The organism is Kocuria sp. CPCC 205261 (assembly GCF_040981025.1).
In the GTDB taxonomy this organism is placed as follows: Bacteria; Actinomycetota; Actinomycetes; order Actinomycetales; family Micrococcaceae; genus Kocuria; species Kocuria marina.
Genome location: NZ_JAVKPU010000007.1, coordinates 133,724 through 149,163, shown reverse-complemented (window position 1 = coordinate 149,163; position 15,440 = coordinate 133,724). Strand labels below are relative to the sequence as shown.

Below are 15,440 nucleotides of genomic sequence, written 5' to 3'. Positions count from 1 at the left end.
GTCTCCCACACGGGCAAGTCTCGTCCCGACCGCGCCGTGCGGCCAGGCACGGCCCTCTTCGCGCCGCGCGCCTCGGCTCGCGCGAGTCGTCCACACCGTCCACGGCGTGCGCCGCAGGTCAGGACCCGTTCACCAGCGGGCGGCGTCGCGGACCGCCGCCCGGCCCTCCTCGACGGCGCGACGCAGCAGTCCGGCGGCCGCGCTCTGACGCCGCGAAGCGCTCTGCGTGTCCCCGTCCGTGCTCGGGGTTCCGGTGACCGGTGTGCCGGTGGACTGCGCGGTCCGCTTGCGGCGGGCCAGCGGGCCCGGAAGCATGCCCGTGATCATGCCGCCCCGCGCCGAGCGTGGTGAACGGGCCGCCCCGGAGTCCTTCGATGTACCGCCCGGGAGCTGATCCGCGGAGCGCACCAGATCCGGATCGGCGTCCACCCCGGGGCTCGTCCGGGAGGACGGCGCGGCGTCGTCCTCACGGGAACGCGCTGCGGTAAGACTGTCGGATGGCTCGACGGGCGAGCCCTCGAAAGCCGCGGACCCGGCAGTCGCGTTCCCGGCGCGTGCCGGCTGGGGCACGTTGTGGGGGGCCGCGGCCGACGTCGTCGGCTCGGGTGCGGCGTCGTCGCGGACCGCGGGCTGCTCCGGCAACAGGTCGTCGGGGGCCGCGTTCTTCGAGCGTCTGCCCAGGAACCGGCGCCGGGTCTTCTCCACACGGCCGGCCACCTGGAACTCGCCGAGCAGCGGGTACTCCCACGTGCCGGGGGCCTCGTGCTCCTCGGTCGCGAGCTCGCGCAACACCATGGGTTGCGAGGGCCGGTCGGGGTCCCCCGCGAGCACCTTGTGCACCTGGCGCTGCTGCAGTTGGACCAGGCCCGTGAGCAGGAGGGCGTCGTCCACGCCCAGCTGGCGGGCGCGATCGGTGAAACCCAGCCGGTAGATCATGGCGGATTCCCCGGTGTGCACGAACCACAGGTACCCCAGGGCGGTCTCCGTCCCATTCTCGAGGTGTTCGGTGGCCACGAGAAACACGGAGTTCTCCCCCACGGCGCGTAACAGTTCACGGATGTACTCACTGCGCAGACCCACGTTGGACAGATCGCGGTCCGAGGCGCGCACCCGGCGCACCCGCACGCCGGAATCACGCAGCCCGGCGCGGCAGCGCTGCAGCGTGTCATCCGACAACCGCTTGGACAGCTCACCCTCGGTCTCGCCCAGTCGCACCACGAGGTGACGCGGTCCGGCCTCCCCCTTGCGGGGCTTGTCCGCGCGGCGGTAGCCCGCGCCGGTGAGCAGCTCGGTGAGTTCGGGGGTGGCGTCGGTGTCCGGGCTCACCCGTAACACGGCGGCCTCGTGTGCCGTGCGGGCGTGGTCCTGCAACGCGGCCAGGACCTCCGTGAGGTGGCGCGGATTCTTGACGTGCAGGGACCGGGCATCCACGACCGTGTGCAGGTCCTCCCGCAGGATCACCAACTGGCTGTAGCCCACGGTCTGCTGACCCCGATCCACGGCCACGCGTTCGACCCTGGCGTCCTGCGCGGTCAGGGCCTCGGCGTCACCGATGCCCCACAGCAATTCGGGGTGTCCGCCCGTGACACGGACCCGGGCGTCCCAGGTCTTCCGATTTCCGCAGGGGGTCACGCTCAGCGCCACGGGGTTTCCTCTCCTCAGGCCCACAACGCGTTCCAGCATAGCCGGGCACACACCGCGCGCGTGCCCTCCCCGACCGGGGTGAACACGCGCGCGATGTGTAGAGAGTGTCGGGGATCAGCCCTGGTTGCGCTCGTACTTCTCCCACTTCTTGGCCAGGTGCTCGGCCTCGACCATGCGTACCGTGCCCGAACGCGAACGCATCACGATGGACTGGGTGGTGATGGTGCGCCCGCGATAGCGCACACCGCGCAGCAGGTCGCCGTCGGTGATGCCCGTGGCGGCGAAGAAGCAGTTGTCGGACGTCACGAGCTCGTCCGTGGTGAGGATCCGATCCACGTCGAGTCCTGCGGCGGCGGCCTTCTCCCGCTCGGCATCGTCCGTGGGGGCCAGCCGGCCCTGGATCACACCGCCGGTGGCCTTGACGGCGCACGCGGTCACGATGCCCTCGGGCGTGCCGCCGATGCCCATCATGATGTCCACGCCGGTGCCCTCACGGCACGCGGCGATCGCCCCGGCGACGTCCCCGTCGAGGATCATGCGGGTGCGGGCACCGGTCGCGCGGATCTCGTCCACGAGGCCCTGGTGGCGGGGGCGGTCCAGGACGCACACGGTGACCTGGTTGGCCTTGACACCCTTGGCCTTGGCCACGAGGTGCACGTTCTGCTTGACGGGCAGGCGCAGGTCCACGAGATCGGCGGCCTCGGGGCCCACCACGAGCTTGTCCATGTAGAACACCGCGGAGGGGTCGAACATGGAGCCGCCGTCCGCCACGGCGATCACGGCTAGCGCGTTGTTCATGCCGAGAGCCGTGAGCCGGGTGCCGTCGATGGGGTCCACGGCGACGTCCGAAGCCGGGCCCTTGCCGTCGCCCACCTGTTCGCCGTTGAACAGCATGGGGGCCTCGTCCTTCTCGCCCTCACCGATCACCACGGTGCCGTTGAAGTCCACGGTGGAGAGGAACGAACGCATGGCGTCCACGGCCGCGCCGTCCGCGCTGTTCTTGTCACCGGCGCCCACCCAGTGGCCACCCGCGATCGCGGCGGCCTCCGTGACCCGCACCAGTTCCAAGGCCAAATTCCGGTCCGCCACATTGCCCGCTCTGCTCTGCTGGGTCGCTTCTGCCACGTTGTTCCTCACATTCGAGTTTCGGGTCGCCCCGGTGGCCGCCAGCCGGGCCCCGGCGGCACCACCATGACACGTACGTCCAGCATATCCTCGGGTTCCCAGGATTGGGCCGGTCCCCGGGAGCACGGCACAATGGGTCCGTGAGTTCTTCCGCTTCCGGTCCCGGTCCCGGGTCCTCCCCCGATCCCCGCGACGCGCACGCCGCGCCCGCCTCCGCCGTACCCGGTCCGAGCGACTCCACCGCGGACGGTCCCGCCTCGGGCAGCACTCGCTCGGAGCGCACCTCCTCGGACGGGGCTTCGGCGGAAGCTCCCTCGGCGAGCGCCTCCGCCGCGGCCGACGACGCCGCCACCCCGGACGCGGGTCAGGCGCCGGTCCCGCAGCTCACCCGCAAGCAGGCCTCGCGGATCAACGCACCCATCCGCGGCATGGTCATCTCCATGCTCGTGCTCATTCTCCTGTTGTTGCCGTTTTTGTGGTTGCAGCCCAAGCCCGATGCCCAGCCCTACCGAGCACACGTGGACGTGAGCGAGGAGGCGCGCTTTGCGGGTGACCAGGCCCCGTTCACCCCCGCGGCCCCGGCGTTGGGGGACGGGTGGAGCGCCAACTACGCGCGCTGGGAGGCGCAGTCCCAGGACGGCGTCCCCCTGTGGAACGTGGGTTTCCTCTCCCCCGGTTACCACCTGGTGGACATGGCGCAGACCGCCCGATCCAATCCCACGTGGCTCGCGCAGCGCACCCAGCTGATCCCGCCCACGGACGAGCGCACGGTCAATGGGATCACATGGCAGATCCATCACCGTGACGCGTCGGGCAAGCAGGACGAGTTCACCGCGTGGGTCGGTGAGCTCAAGGACTCCACGGTGGTGCTCAGCGGCCAGGCCCCGAGCGCCGAGTTCGAGCACGTCGCGGGGGCCGTGTCCGGGCAGTGACGCCGGGCAGCGGGACCGGGCGCAGCGACGTCGTCGAACCGAGGTCCCGGAACCGGGGCTAGTCTAGGACCCGAGCGAGCCGACCCGGCCCAGCCGTCGTGCCTTCGAGATTTGGAGATCAGCGTGAGCACTCAGCCGTCTGCCGTGGAGAACACACCCCGCACCCCGTTGGGGGCCTGGCGGAAACTGCGGGAGGGCAACGCCCGGTTCATCTCGGGTGACACCCTGCACCCCCACCAGGACGCCCAGCGCCGCAAGGACCTCGCGCAGTCCCAGAAGCCGTTCGCGGTGATCTTCGGGTGCTCCGACTCCCGCCTGGCCGCGGAGATCATCTTCGATCTCGGGCTCGGCGACGCCTTCGTGATCCGCACCGCGGGCCAGGTGATCGACAACGCCGTCCTGGGCACGCTCGAGTACGCGATCGAGGTCCTCGGCACGCCGCTGATCATGGTGCTCGGCCACGACTCGTGCGGCGCCGTGACCGCGACCAAGGCCTCCGTGGAATCCGGGGAACTGCCCCGCGGTTTCCAGCGGGACCTCGTGGAGCGCATCACGCCGTCGGTGCTCGAGGCCCGGAGGCAGGGCCACACGGACCTACAGGACATGGTCGTGGAGCACACCAAGCAGACCGCGGCGCGCATGCTCGACCAGTCCGCGGCGATCTCCGGCGCGGTCTCCCGGGGCGAAGCCGCCGTGATCGGCGTGTTCTACCACCTCTCGGACGGCCAGGCGGACCTCGTCTACAGCAACGACCCGGCGTTCCGGGACGCGTGAGTCCCCCTCCCGGATCTCACCTCCCATGCCCTGCTGAATGACGATGACGCCGCGCGCTCCCGGGCACCCGGCGTCGCCGTCCTCCGCACCGCGGTAGTACGGCGACCGCGACGGCTGACGACGGGGCCGTGGGCCTAAACTGTGGGCCATGGCAGAAAACACCGAGTACCGCATCGAACACGACACCATGGGTGAGGTCCGCGTCCCCAAGAACGCGCTCTACCGAGCCCAGACCCAGCGCGCCGTGGAGAACTTCCCGATCTCCGGCACCACCCTGGAACGCGAGCACATCAAGGCGCTCGCGCAGGTGAAGAAGGCCGCCGCCACGGCCAACGAGGAACTGGGTGTCCTCGACGCCCAGCGCGCCCAGGCCATCCGCGACGCCGCGGACGCCGTGGCCTCTGGCCAGTACGACGAGCACTTCCCGATCGACGTCTTCCAGACCGGCTCGGGGACCTCCTCCAACATGAACACCAACGAGGTGCTCGCGACCCTGGCCACGCGCTCCCTCGAGTCCGAGGGCGTGGAGGTCCACCCCAACGACCACGTCAACGCGTCCCAGTCCTCCAACGACGTGTTCCCCACCTCGGTGCACGTGGCCGTGACCAACGCGCTGATCAACGACCTCAAGCCGGCCATGGACGTGCTCGCGATCTCCCTGGAGAAGAAGGCCTCGGAGTTCAAGGACGTCGTGAAGTCCGGGCGCACGCACCTCATGGACGCGACCCCCGTGACCCTGGGTCAGGAGTTCGGCGGCTGGGCCGCCCAGGTGCGCTACGGCATCGAGCGCATCGACGCGTCCCTGCCGCGCGTGGCCGAGGTGCCGCTGGGCGGCACGGCCGTGGGTACCGGGATCAACACCCCGGACGGCTTCTCCGCGCGTGTGATCGAGCTGCTCTCCGAGGAGACCGGCCTGCCCCTCACGGAGGCCCGCAACCACTTCGAGGCGCAGGCCAACCGCGACGGGCTGGTGGAGGCCTCAGGACAGCTGCGCAACATCGCGTACTCGTACATGAAGATCATGAACGACATCCGCTGGATGGGTTCCGGGCCGAACACGGGCCTGGGCGAGCTGCACATCCCCGACCTGCAGCCGGGATCCTCAATCATGCCGGGCAAGGTCAACCCCGTGATCTGCGAAGCAACCATCCAGGTGGCCGCCCAGGTGATCGGCAACGACACCACCGTGGCGCTGTCCTCCACCAACGGCGCGTTCGAGCTGAACGTGGGCATCCCCGTGATGGCCGCGAACCTGCTCGAGTCCATTCGTCTGCTCGCCAACTCCTCCCGCGTGGCTGCGGAGAAGATGGTGGACGGACTGCAGGCCAACGAGGATCGCTGCCGCTTCCTGGCCGAGGCCTCCCCCTCGATCGTGACCCCGCTGAACAAGGCCATCGGCTACGAAGCCGCCGCGAAGATCGCCAAGCACGCCGTGGCCAACAAGGTCACCGTGCGCGAGGCCACCATCGAGCTCGGCTACGTGGACGGCGAGAAGCTCACCGAGGAGCAGCTGGACAAGGCCCTGGACGTCACCACGATGACCGGCAAGCACTGATCCGCTCGTCCCGTATGGCACTCACCGGCCCCCGGTGAGCGCCCCGGGAAACAGGGGCGTGCTCGCGTCACCCCGTCAACGGCAGAACTCGGCCACCCGTTCACCGGGTGGCCGAGTTCTTCGTCGCGGCGGGGACCTCCTGACCGCCGAGCGGTCGGGGAGGTCCTACGGAAGGTCACGCCTTCCGGGGTGAGGAGGCCGCGCACCGGGAGACCCCGGTGGCGCCGGCCACGGCGCAGGAACGCTGCGCCCGTGCCACGGTTCGAGCACCCACACCCGGGTGTTCCCCCACCGCCCCGCTGATGCGCGACAGAGCCCGAGGCGCTCCCGCGTTCCCGCGGCCGCTCAGATGCACGTGGAACTGCGGCGCCGTGGTCCCCGCATGGGACACGGTGGGCTCACGATCGGACGGGGTGGGTGTGCGAATGCTCACGGGCTCCATCATGTCACGTGCGGGGCGATCGCGCGGCGGCGCGGGACCGAGCGGCCGCGGGGCCCTCGTGGGACGCCGCACGCACCGGTGTTCCGTTGCCCACAGATCTCTTTGACCGCAAGGACCCGGGGCTACCCTGGATGGCAGAGACATTCGTGATGCCAGCCCGGGTGCTCCCGCGGCGGGCCGTTCCCCCGAGGAGACAGTGTGAAACTTGCAGAGCAGATCGTCCAGCAGCTAGTGGAAGCAGGTGTGGAACGGATCTACGGCGTGGTGGGCGATAGCCTGAACCCCATCGTGGACGCCGTGCGCCGCACCGGCGGCTCCGCCAAGGGCGGGATCGACTGGGTGCACGTGCGCCACGAGGAGGCCGGTGCGTTCGCAGCGAGCGCCGAGGCTCAGCTGACCGGCAAGCTCGCCGTGTGCGCGGGCTCGTGCGGGCCGGGCAACCTGCACCTGATCAACGGGCTCTACGACGCCAACCGCTCCGGTGCGCCCGTGCTGGCGATCGCCTCCCACATCCCCTCGCAGTACATCGGCTCCGAGTACTTCCAGGAGACCCACCCGGACCGGATCTTCACCGAGTGCTCCGTGTACTCGGAGCTGGTGAGCACCCCGCAGCAGTGCCCCGCCGTGGTGAGCTCCGCGATCCAGTTCGCCGTCACCAGCCCGGGCGTCTCCGTGGTCACCTTGCCGGGCGATCTCGCGGACTCGGACGCCGCCGTGGAAGCCCGCCCGTTCGCCGTGCCGGCACCCAGCGCCGTGGTCCCCTCAGACGAGACGGTCGAGCGCATGGCACAGGCCCTGAACTCGGCCAAGAGGGTCGCGATCTTCGCGGGCATCGGCGTGGCTGGCGCCCACGACGAGGTGATTGCCCTCGCAGACACCTTGAAGGCGCCCGTGGGCCACTCGCTGCGCGGCAAGGACCAGATCCAGTACGACAACCCGTTCGACGTGGGCATGACCGGGCTGCTGGGCTACGGCGCCGCGGCGGAGGGGCTGCACGACGCGGACGTAATGGTCATGCTCGGCACGGACTTCCCGTACGACCAGTTCCTCCCGGACGTCACCACCATCCAGGTGGACACCGATCCCACCGTGATCGGGCGCCGGACCGGCGTGGACATCCCCGTGCACGGTGACGTGAAATCTACGATCCTCAAGCTGCTGCCCGAGCTCACGGTCAAGTCCGACCGCTCGTTCCTGGACAAGACCCTGGCCAAGCACGACAAGCTCATGAACAAGGCCGTGGGTGCGTACACCCGCAAGGTCGAGAAGATCACGCCTATCCACCCCGAGTACGCCGCGTCCATCCTGGACCAGGTGGCCGCCGAGGACGCCGTGTTCACCGCGGACACCGGTATGTGCAACGTGTGGAGCGCCCGCTACATCAACCCGCTCGGCACTCGTCGCATCCTGGGCTCCTACCTGCACGGGTCCATGGCCAACGCCCTGCCGCAGGCGATCGGCGCGCAGCTGGCCCATCCGGGACGCCAGGTCATCTCGATGTCGGGCGACGGCGGGCTCTCCATGCTCATGGGCGAGCTGCTGACGCTGGCGACCTACAACCTGCCCGTGACCGTGGTGGTGTTCAACAACTCCACGCTGGGCATGGTCAAGCTGGAGATGCTCGTGGACGGGCTACCGGACTTCGGCGTGGACGTGCCCCAGGCGAACTACGCGCAGATCGCAACCGCCATGGGCATGCAGGGCATCCGGGTGGAGAAGCCCAAGGACCTCGAGTCCGCGTTCACCACCGCACTCGCCCACCAGGGCCCGTCCGTGGTGGAGGTCATCACCGACCCCAACGCCCTGTCCATCCCCCCGGAGATCAAGAAGGACCAGGTCTTCGGCTTCGCCACAGCGATGTCCCGCATCGTGCTCAACCGCGGCGTCGGTGAGGCCGTCTCCATGGCCCGCTCCAACCTGCGCAACATCCCGCGCGGCTGACCGGCGCGGCAGTCCCGCGCAACTGACCCACGCTCCGGGTCGGAGGCCTGACCCGCTCTTCGGCCCGGGCGACGACGCCGCTCGGCCCGTGCGTCCCGAAGGCCCCGGGGACCCCTGGTTACCCGGGGCCTTCGCCATATCCGGGTCGTGAACCAGCGGGGTGGTGTGAATCACACGCGACGGATATGCTCACATTTGAGAGTGAAGCACTTCACTTTTGTGCCCCTTTTCTCCCACGGATCGTCCGGCACGTGCCTGCCGGGAAAGAGGATCGCCATGTCGAGCGTGCAGTACGAACACGTCACCTGTCATTACCCGGGCGCCGAACGCCCCTCCGTCAGCGATCTCAGTCTGAAAATCGCCGACGGGGAGTTCCTGGTCCTCGTGGGACCCTCGGGTTGCGGCAAGTCCACAACCCTGCGCATGCTCGCGGGCCTCGAGGACGTCAGTGACGGCGCCATCCGAATCGGGGGTGAGGACGTCACCCACGTGGCCTCCCGCGACCGGGACATCGCCATGGTGTTCCAGAACTACGCGCTCTACCCGCACATGAGCGTGCGGGACAACATGGGATTCGCCCTGAAGATTGCCAAGGTTCCCGAGTCCGAGCGCAATCAGCGCATCGAGGAGGCGGCCAGGATCCTGGACCTCACCGACTACCTGGAGCGCAAACCCAAGGCCCTGTCCGGTGGCCAGCGGCAACGCGTGGCCATGGGCCGTGCGATCGTACGCTCGCCCCAGGTGTTCCTGATGGACGAGCCGCTGTCCAACCTGGACGCCAAGCTGCGTGTCCAGACCCGCACCCAGATCGCGTCCCTGACCCGCCGGCTGGGCGTGACCACGGTGTACGTGACCCACGACCAGACCGAGGCCATGACCATGGGTGACCGGGTCGCGGTGCTCAAGGACGGCCGCCTCATGCAGGTCGACACCCCGCGGGAACTCTACGACCGCCCGGCCAACGAGTTCGTCGCCGGGTTCATCGGCTCGCCCGCCATGAACCTGTTCCGCACCACCGTGAGCCCCCAGCACACCGTGGAACTCGGAACGCTGTCCTGGCAGTTGAGTCCGGCCGCGCGGGAGGCGCTCACGGGTCCCGAGGTCACCGTGGGGGTGCGCCCCGAGGACCTCGTGATCTCCTCCAAGGGTCACGGACTGGCCGTGGTCGCGGACGTCGTCGAGGAGCTCGGCGCGGACGCGTACGTATACGGTCACCTGGACCAGCGCACCGCCCAGCACGTGACCCCCGTGGCCACGTCCCACGGCGAGGACGAGGACACCGTTCCCAACACCGGCCTGAACACCGAGGCGGATGCGAGCCCACTCGTGATCCGCGTAGACGGTCGGCAGCCACCGCGCGTGGAGACCACCGTGTGGGTGGCCCCCGATCCCGAGCGCGCCCACCTGTTCGACACCACCACGGGCCTGCGACTGCCCGACTGATCCCACGCCGCGGGCTCCGCTCAGCCGTCGGTGCCCGGACCCCTTCCGAACCGACGAGGAGAACGACACCGTGAGCGACACCTCCTTCCAGATCCCCACCGAGATGCGCGTGAGCGTCCTGAGCGCCCCGGGCGAGATCCACGTGGAGCACCGACCCGTCCCGCGCCCCGGACCGCACGACGTGCTGGTACGGATCGCGTCCGTGGGCGTGTGCGGATCGGACACCCACTACTTCGAGCACGGGCGGATCGGTAGCTTCGTGGTCGAGCAACCGCTCGTGCTGGGCCACGAACCGTCCGGCACGGTGGTGGCCGTGGGTTCCGAGGTCACGGATCGCCACCCGGGCCAGCGCGTGTCCTTGGAACCCGGCGTCCCCTCGGCCTTCTCCCCCGAGACGCTGGGCGGGCATTACAACCTGGATCCCGCGGTGCGCTTCTTCGCGACTCCCCCCGTGGACGGTGTGTTCAGCGAGTACGCCGTCCACCCGGCGGCCTTCGCGCACCCCGTCCCGGATTCCGTGTCCGACGACGCCGCCGCCCTCCTGGAGCCGCTATCCGTGGCCGTGAGCGCGGTGCGCGCCGCGAACGTGACGCTGGGTGACCGCGTCCTGGTCAGCGGCGCGGGCCCCGTGGGTCTGCTCGTGGCACGGTGTGCCCGGCTGGCCGGGGCCGTGGCCGTGGTGGTCACCGACACTCGGGAGGACCGGTTGCGGGTCGCGGAGGCCTACGGCGCCACCGACACCTTCGCGGTCGCGTTCGCTCCCCCGGACTCGGACCCGTTCCCCGGTTCCGGGTACACCGCCCTGGTGGATGCGAGCGGCGCGGAGGCCGCGATCCTCGCGGGCATGCGCCGCGTGGCCCCACGCGGCAGGATCGTGCTCGTGGGCATGGGCTCGGACACCCTGTCCGTTCCCGTTCCGCTCCTACAGGAACGGGAACTACAGCTCACGGGCATCTTTCGCTACGCCAACACGTGGCCCACCGCGATCGCCCTGGCGGCCTCCGGGGACGTGAACCTGGACGCCCTCGTGACCTCCCGGCACACATTGGACGAGGTCCCCGCGGCCTTGATCGCGGGGACCTCTCCGGGGGCCCTCAAAGCGATCGTCACGCCCTGAGCCCGAGCGCCGTCGGCTACTTGATGGCGCCCATCGACAGACCGCGAACCAGCTGCTTCTGGGCGATCCACCCGGCCACCACCACGGGCAGGGACGCCAGCACGCTCGCGGCGGAGAGCCGGGCCAGATAGAGGCCCTCGCTCGTCATGGTGGACACGAGCATGATGGGTGCGGTCGCGGCCTCGGCGGCGGTGAGGTTCAGCGCGAAGAAGAACTCGTTCCACGCGAAGATCACGCAGATCAGCGCGGTCGAGGCGATGCCAGGGGTGACCATGGGGATCAGGATCGAGCGCATGGTGGTCATCAGCGAGGCACCGTCCATCTGGGCGGCCTCGAGGACCTCGCGCGGGACCTCCTGGAAGAACGAGCGCATCATCCACACCGCCAACGGGAGGTTCATGGCGGTGTAGAGGAACACGAGCGTCCACACGTTGTCGAGCACCTTGAGCTTGCCCGCGACCACGTAGATGGGCATGATCACGGCCACCACCGGCAGCATCTTGGTGGAGATGAAGAAGAACAGCACGTCCCGGGTCTTCTCCACGGGGCGGATGCTCACCGCGTAGGCCGCGGGAACGGCCAACAGGATCACCAGCAGCGTGGAGACCACGGTCGCCACCGCGGAGTTCCAGAAGTACCCGCCCGCTCCGGCCTCGAAGACCGCCTTGTACTGGTCCAGCGTGGGATCGAAGAAGAACGTGGGAGGGTCGGACGCGGCGTCGGCCTCCTGCTTGAAGGACGTCAGGACGAGCCACAGGACGGGCATGAAGAACCCGATGGCGACGAGCCATGTGAACAGGGTCAGGGCTGCGGAGCCCGCCCCGGAGGAGTTCCGGCGGGAACGGCGCGGCGCGCGGGACGGCGCGGTGGTCTGGGCGGCGGCGGGGATCCCGGCCGGGGACGCTGCGGTGCTGGTGCTCATCAGTTCTGCTCCGTGCTCATGAAGCCCTTGAAGATCAGACGCAGGGCGAAGTTGGCGATGATGATGGTGGCGATGACCACGACCACACCCATGGCCGCCGCCTGGCCGATGTCGAAGCCCAGGAACGCGCGCTGGTAGATGTAGTAGGGCAGGTTCGCGCTGCTCGTGCCCGGACCACCGGCGGTCATGAGGTAGATCTGGTCGAACGTGTTGACCACGTAGATCGCGCCCAGCAGGACGGACAGTTCGATGTAGCGGCGCAGGTGCGGCAGAGTGATGTGCACGAACGTCTGCCACCGGGTGGCGCCGTCCATCTGGGCGGCTTCCAGGACGTCACGGGGCTGGGACTGCAGGCCCGCCAGGATGAGGAGCATCATGAACGGCGTCCATTGCCACACGAGCGCGATCAGGATGGACAGCACCGGGTAGGCCGAGGTCCAGTCGATCGCCGGGATGCCCACGAGCCCCAGCAGCCAGTTCACCAGCCCGAACGTGGGGTTGAACATGGACACGCCCCACAGGGTCGCGGAGGCCACCGGCATGATCAGGAACGGGGTGATCAACAGGGTCCGTACGATGCCCCGACCCCGGAACTTCCGGTCCAGGAGCAGGGCGAAGACGGTGCCCAGCACCATGGCGGCCAGGACGCAGCCCAGGGTGTAGATCACCGAGTTCAGCGCCACCTGGCGGAAGGTGCTGTCCGTGAAGATCGCCGCGTAGTTGGCCAGGCCCACGAACACGTCCGAGGCGGGGTTCAGCAGGTTCCACGAGCGCAGCGAGTACCAGATGGTGATCAGGAACGGGATCTGGGTCGCGATGATCGTGAAGATCAGCGCGGGCAGCAGCGGGAGCCTGCGGGACCACGCGTCGTGACGACGGCGCTCGTCACCGGTGGCCGGCGAACGGCCGGCACCGTGCGGGCCGGCCAGGGCGCGCACGCGGGTGGAGGTCGAGGAGGACGACATGGTCACTGCCCTTCTTCACGCTGGTAGGTACGGGCCACTTGCTGCGCGTACTCCTGGGACTGCTGCAGGGCCTCGTCCACCGAGGTGCTCCCCGCGATCGCGGCCGACATCTGCTGTCCCACCCGGGTTCCCAGGTCCTGGAACTCGGGGATGGACACGAACTGCAGTCCCTCGTACGGGACGGGGTGCGTCATGGAGGTCTTCTGGGACGCCCCGTCCATGGCGCGTAGGGTCGGCTGGGCGTAGGCCTGGGAAATCTTGCGGTACTCGGGGATCTCGTACGTGGAGTAGCGCGAGCCCGGGGGAACCCGTTCCCACCCGAACCGTTCACCCACGGTCTTGATGTACTCCTTGTCGGTCACCCAACTCACGAAGTCCCATGCGGCGTCCTTGTGCTCGGACGTGGTGGGGATCGCGAGCGACCAGCTATACAACCACCCCGCGGCTTCCGTGTTCATCACGGGCGCGGGTGCGTACCCGTTCTTGTGGGCCACGGTGGAGGACGCCGGGTCCTCGATCGCCGAGACCATGGCGGTCGCGTCGTACCACATGGCCGCGTTGCCCTGGCTGTAGCGGGTGATGCAGTCCCCGTACCCGGACGTCGCGGCACCGGGTTGACCGTGCGTGCGCACGAGGTCCACGTACTCGGTGACCGCTTCCTTGGTCTCGGGGGACGTGAGGGTGGGGTTCCAGTTCTCGTCGAACCAGCCACCGCCGTAGGTGTTCATGACCGTGCTCAGCGGTGCCATGACCTCACCCCAGCCGGCCAGACCGCGCAAGCAGATCCCCGAGACACCGTTCGCCGGATCGTCCAGCTTGGCAGCGAGTTCGGCGACCTGGGGCCACGTGGGCTTCTCGGGCATGGTCACCCCGGCCTTCTCGAAGAGTTCCTTGTTGTAGACCAGGAACGAGGACTCGCCGTAGAACGGGACCGAGTACATGTCCCCGTCCTTGCTCAGGGCGGTGCGGATGGAGCCGATGAAGTCCTTGTCGTCGTAGCCCTCGGTGCGGTCGATGTAGGGCTGGAGGTCCTCGATCCACCCGTTCTCGGCCCAGATGGGGGTTTCGTAGTTGGAGATCATCACCACGTCGAACTCACCGCCGCCCGTGGCCACGGACGCGGTGATCTTGGCCCGCGCCTCGTTCTCCGGAAGGGACACGAATTTCACGACCACCCCGGGGTGCTCCTTGCGGAACTCGTCCTGCAGCTGCATGGCGTCCTGCATCTGGGGGTTGGACACGATCGCCACGACGATCTGGTCCGTGGTGTCGTCCGCGGCGGCGGCACATCCCGTGAGCGTGAAGCCCGTGAGCACCGCGACGGCGGCCGCGGGCCACCACGCCGAACAGCGCGTCCCATGCCGCCCTCGCCGGGGCGGATGGCCGGAGGCGCAGGGTGGGTCCGTGAATCGTCGACTCATGATCTTCCTTGTCCTCGGGGCACGTGATGCGCGGGAGGAATCACTGGTCGAGCCCCAGAATCTCATCTGAGATCACCGCATTCCTCAAGTGTGATGTGATGCTAGTCATATAGACTCAGATGAGCAAGGCCCTCGGGCACGAATGATGACCCCGGATGCGGTGAGATATGCCAACCACGGCCCCCTGGCCCCCCACTGACCCGGGCCAGCGCCAGCGTCTGCTCGCGCACCTGGCCCACGAGTACTTCGTGGAGGGCACGTCCAAGATCGCGCTCGGCAAGAAGTCCGGGCTCTCTCGCTTCCAGGTGGCCGCGCTGCTGCAGGAGGCACAGGACACGGGGATCGTCCGGATCGAGATCGCGGTCCCGCTCGAGAACTCGGACGAGGGCCTTGCGCGCGCCGCGGGGCTGCAACGCCTCGTCACGGTGGGTTCCGCGCAGTGGCCCGCGGACCGGGAGGCGCTGGCCAAGGCCGTGGCCCGGGAGATCACGCGCGTGCTGCACGACGACGACGTCCTGGGGATCTCGTGGTCCCGCACCCTGCAGCTCGTGGTCCATGACCTACCCGCGCTGCCGCACAACGACGTCATCCAACTCGCGGGAGCCCTCAGCACCGACGACCGCGCGGCGGAGTCGCCACGGCTGCTCGCGTCCCTGCACTGTCGCTCGGTCTGGCCGCTATGGGCACCGCTCGTGGTGGAACAGGCCGATTCGCTCAAGAAGTCCCGCGAGATTGAACTGACGCTACGGCGCGCAGATTCCCTCGACGTCGCCGTGCTGGCCGTGGGCGGGTGGACGCCCGACACCTCCACGGTGTGGCCCCGGATCGCGGACGACGTCGCTCGCGCCGCCCAGCGCGCGGGCGCCGTCGCCGAGGTCTCCGGGCACCTGCTGGACGCCGAGGGCCACGAACTGGACACCCCCGTGAGCGGGATGATCGTCGCCGCGAGCGTGGCGCAGCTGCGCGCCGCCCGCCGCAAGGTGGCCGTGGCCTCGGGTGCGGAACGCGCACCCGCGGTGCTGGCAGCCGTCCGGGGCGGTCTCGTGGACCACCTCGTGTGCGACGCCGCCCTGCGCGACGCCCTCGAGGGCCTACTCCCCCGTGCCAATCCGGCCAATGGCGAGTGACACCCGGCCGCACCCATACCCAGCCCGTTCCC

The 15,440-nt window shown here is 69.2% G+C and carries 12 protein-coding genes; 7 read left to right on the top strand and 5 right to left on the bottom strand.

Going from position 1 to position 15,440, the window contains the following annotated elements:
* Positions 1-129: 129 nt before the first annotated feature.
* A complete protein-coding gene (locus tag RF646_RS08755; protein WP_368835741.1) occupies positions 130-1,644 on the bottom strand; it encodes a hypothetical protein in 1,515 nt (504 codons plus the stop codon).
* A gap of 114 nt (positions 1,645-1,758) precedes the next feature.
* Positions 1,759-2,769: a class II fructose-bisphosphatase gene (gene glpX / locus RF646_RS08750; RefSeq protein ID WP_064846181.1), complete on the bottom strand. Its 1,011-nt coding sequence runs from the start codon at positions 2,767-2,769 to the stop codon at positions 1,759-1,761.
* Between the two features lie 140 nt (positions 2,770-2,909).
* Between glpX and RF646_RS08745 the strand changes: the two genes are divergently transcribed.
* The 6 genes from RF646_RS08745 to RF646_RS08720 all read left to right on the top strand — a co-directional run bounded on the left by RF646_RS08745 (position 2,910) and on the right by RF646_RS08720 (position 10,973).
* Positions 2,910-3,701 carry a DUF4245 domain-containing protein gene (locus tag RF646_RS08745; protein WP_368835740.1) on the top strand — a complete coding sequence of 264 codons (792 nt, stop codon included), beginning with the start codon at positions 2,910-2,912 and terminating at the stop codon, positions 3,699-3,701.
* A gap of 123 nt (positions 3,702-3,824) precedes the next feature.
* Entirely contained in the window at positions 3,825-4,475 is a 651-nt protein-coding gene (locus tag RF646_RS08740) for a carbonic anhydrase (protein WP_084118074.1), read from the top strand.
* A 148-nt stretch (positions 4,476-4,623) separates the two neighbouring features.
* Entirely contained in the window at positions 4,624-6,030 is a 1,407-nt protein-coding gene (locus RF646_RS08735; RefSeq protein ID WP_064846178.1) for a class II fumarate hydratase, read from the top strand.
* A gap of 640 nt (positions 6,031-6,670) precedes the next feature.
* A complete protein-coding gene (locus RF646_RS08730) occupies positions 6,671-8,413 on the top strand; it encodes a pyruvate dehydrogenase (RefSeq protein WP_270239015.1) in 1,743 nt (580 codons plus the stop codon).
* A gap of 276 nt (positions 8,414-8,689) precedes the next feature.
* Positions 8,690-9,856 (top strand): ABC transporter ATP-binding protein, encoded by a 1,167-nt coding sequence (locus RF646_RS08725; RefSeq protein ID WP_167318739.1) that lies wholly within the window; start codon positions 8,690-8,692, stop codon positions 9,854-9,856.
* Positions 9,857-9,926: 70 nt separating this feature from the next.
* On the top strand, positions 9,927-10,973 hold the full coding sequence (locus RF646_RS08720; protein WP_368835739.1) for an NAD(P)-dependent alcohol dehydrogenase: 1,047 nt from the start codon (positions 9,927-9,929) through the stop codon (positions 10,971-10,973).
* A gap of 16 nt (positions 10,974-10,989) precedes the next feature.
* On the opposite strand, the gene RF646_RS08715 is transcribed toward RF646_RS08720, so the two are convergent.
* The 3 genes from RF646_RS08715 to RF646_RS08705 are packed head-to-tail and all read right to left on the bottom strand — an operon-like array spanning position 10,990 to position 14,281.
* Positions 10,990-11,895, bottom strand: coding sequence for a carbohydrate ABC transporter permease (locus RF646_RS08715; protein WP_167318740.1), 906 nt, complete (start codon positions 11,893-11,895; stop codon positions 10,990-10,992).
* Positions 11,895-12,860, bottom strand: a complete 966-nt coding sequence (locus tag RF646_RS08710; RefSeq protein WP_167319188.1) for a carbohydrate ABC transporter permease — start codon at positions 12,858-12,860, stop codon at positions 11,895-11,897. The genes RF646_RS08715 and RF646_RS08710 overlap by 1 nt, the downstream gene beginning before the upstream one ends.
* A 2-nt stretch (positions 12,861-12,862) precedes the next feature.
* Positions 12,863-14,281, bottom strand: coding sequence for a sugar ABC transporter substrate-binding protein (locus tag RF646_RS08705; RefSeq protein ID WP_368835738.1), 1,419 nt, complete (start codon positions 14,279-14,281; stop codon positions 12,863-12,865).
* 167 nt (positions 14,282-14,448) lie between these two features.
* Here RF646_RS08705 and RF646_RS08700 point away from each other — a divergent pair, with 167 nt between their 5' ends.
* The gene (locus tag RF646_RS08700; RefSeq protein ID WP_144998738.1) at positions 14,449-15,408 is read left to right on the top strand and encodes a sugar-binding transcriptional regulator; all 960 of its coding nucleotides are present in this window, start codon (positions 14,449-14,451) and stop codon (positions 15,406-15,408) included.
* The last annotated feature ends 32 nt before the right edge of the window (positions 15,409-15,440 follow it).

Coding starts and splice junctions, on each gene's coding strand:
- RF646_RS08710 (WP_167319188.1), bottom strand. CDS start 12,860: ATGTCGTCCTCCTCGACCTCCACCCGCGTGCGCGCCCTGGCCGGCCCG.
- RF646_RS08735 (WP_064846178.1), top strand. CDS start 4,624: ATGGCAGAAAACACCGAGTACCGCATCGAACACGACACCATGGGTGAG.
- RF646_RS08700 (WP_144998738.1), top strand. CDS start 14,449: ATGCCAACCACGGCCCCCTGGCCCCCCACTGACCCGGGCCAGCGCCAG.
- RF646_RS08715 (WP_167318740.1), bottom strand. CDS start 11,895: ATGAGCACCAGCACCGCAGCGTCCCCGGCCGGGATCCCCGCCGCCGCC.
- RF646_RS08725 (WP_167318739.1), top strand. CDS start 8,690: ATGTCGAGCGTGCAGTACGAACACGTCACCTGTCATTACCCGGGCGCC.
- RF646_RS08705 (WP_368835738.1), bottom strand. CDS start 14,281: ATGAGTCGACGATTCACGGACCCACCCTGCGCCTCCGGCCATCCGCCC.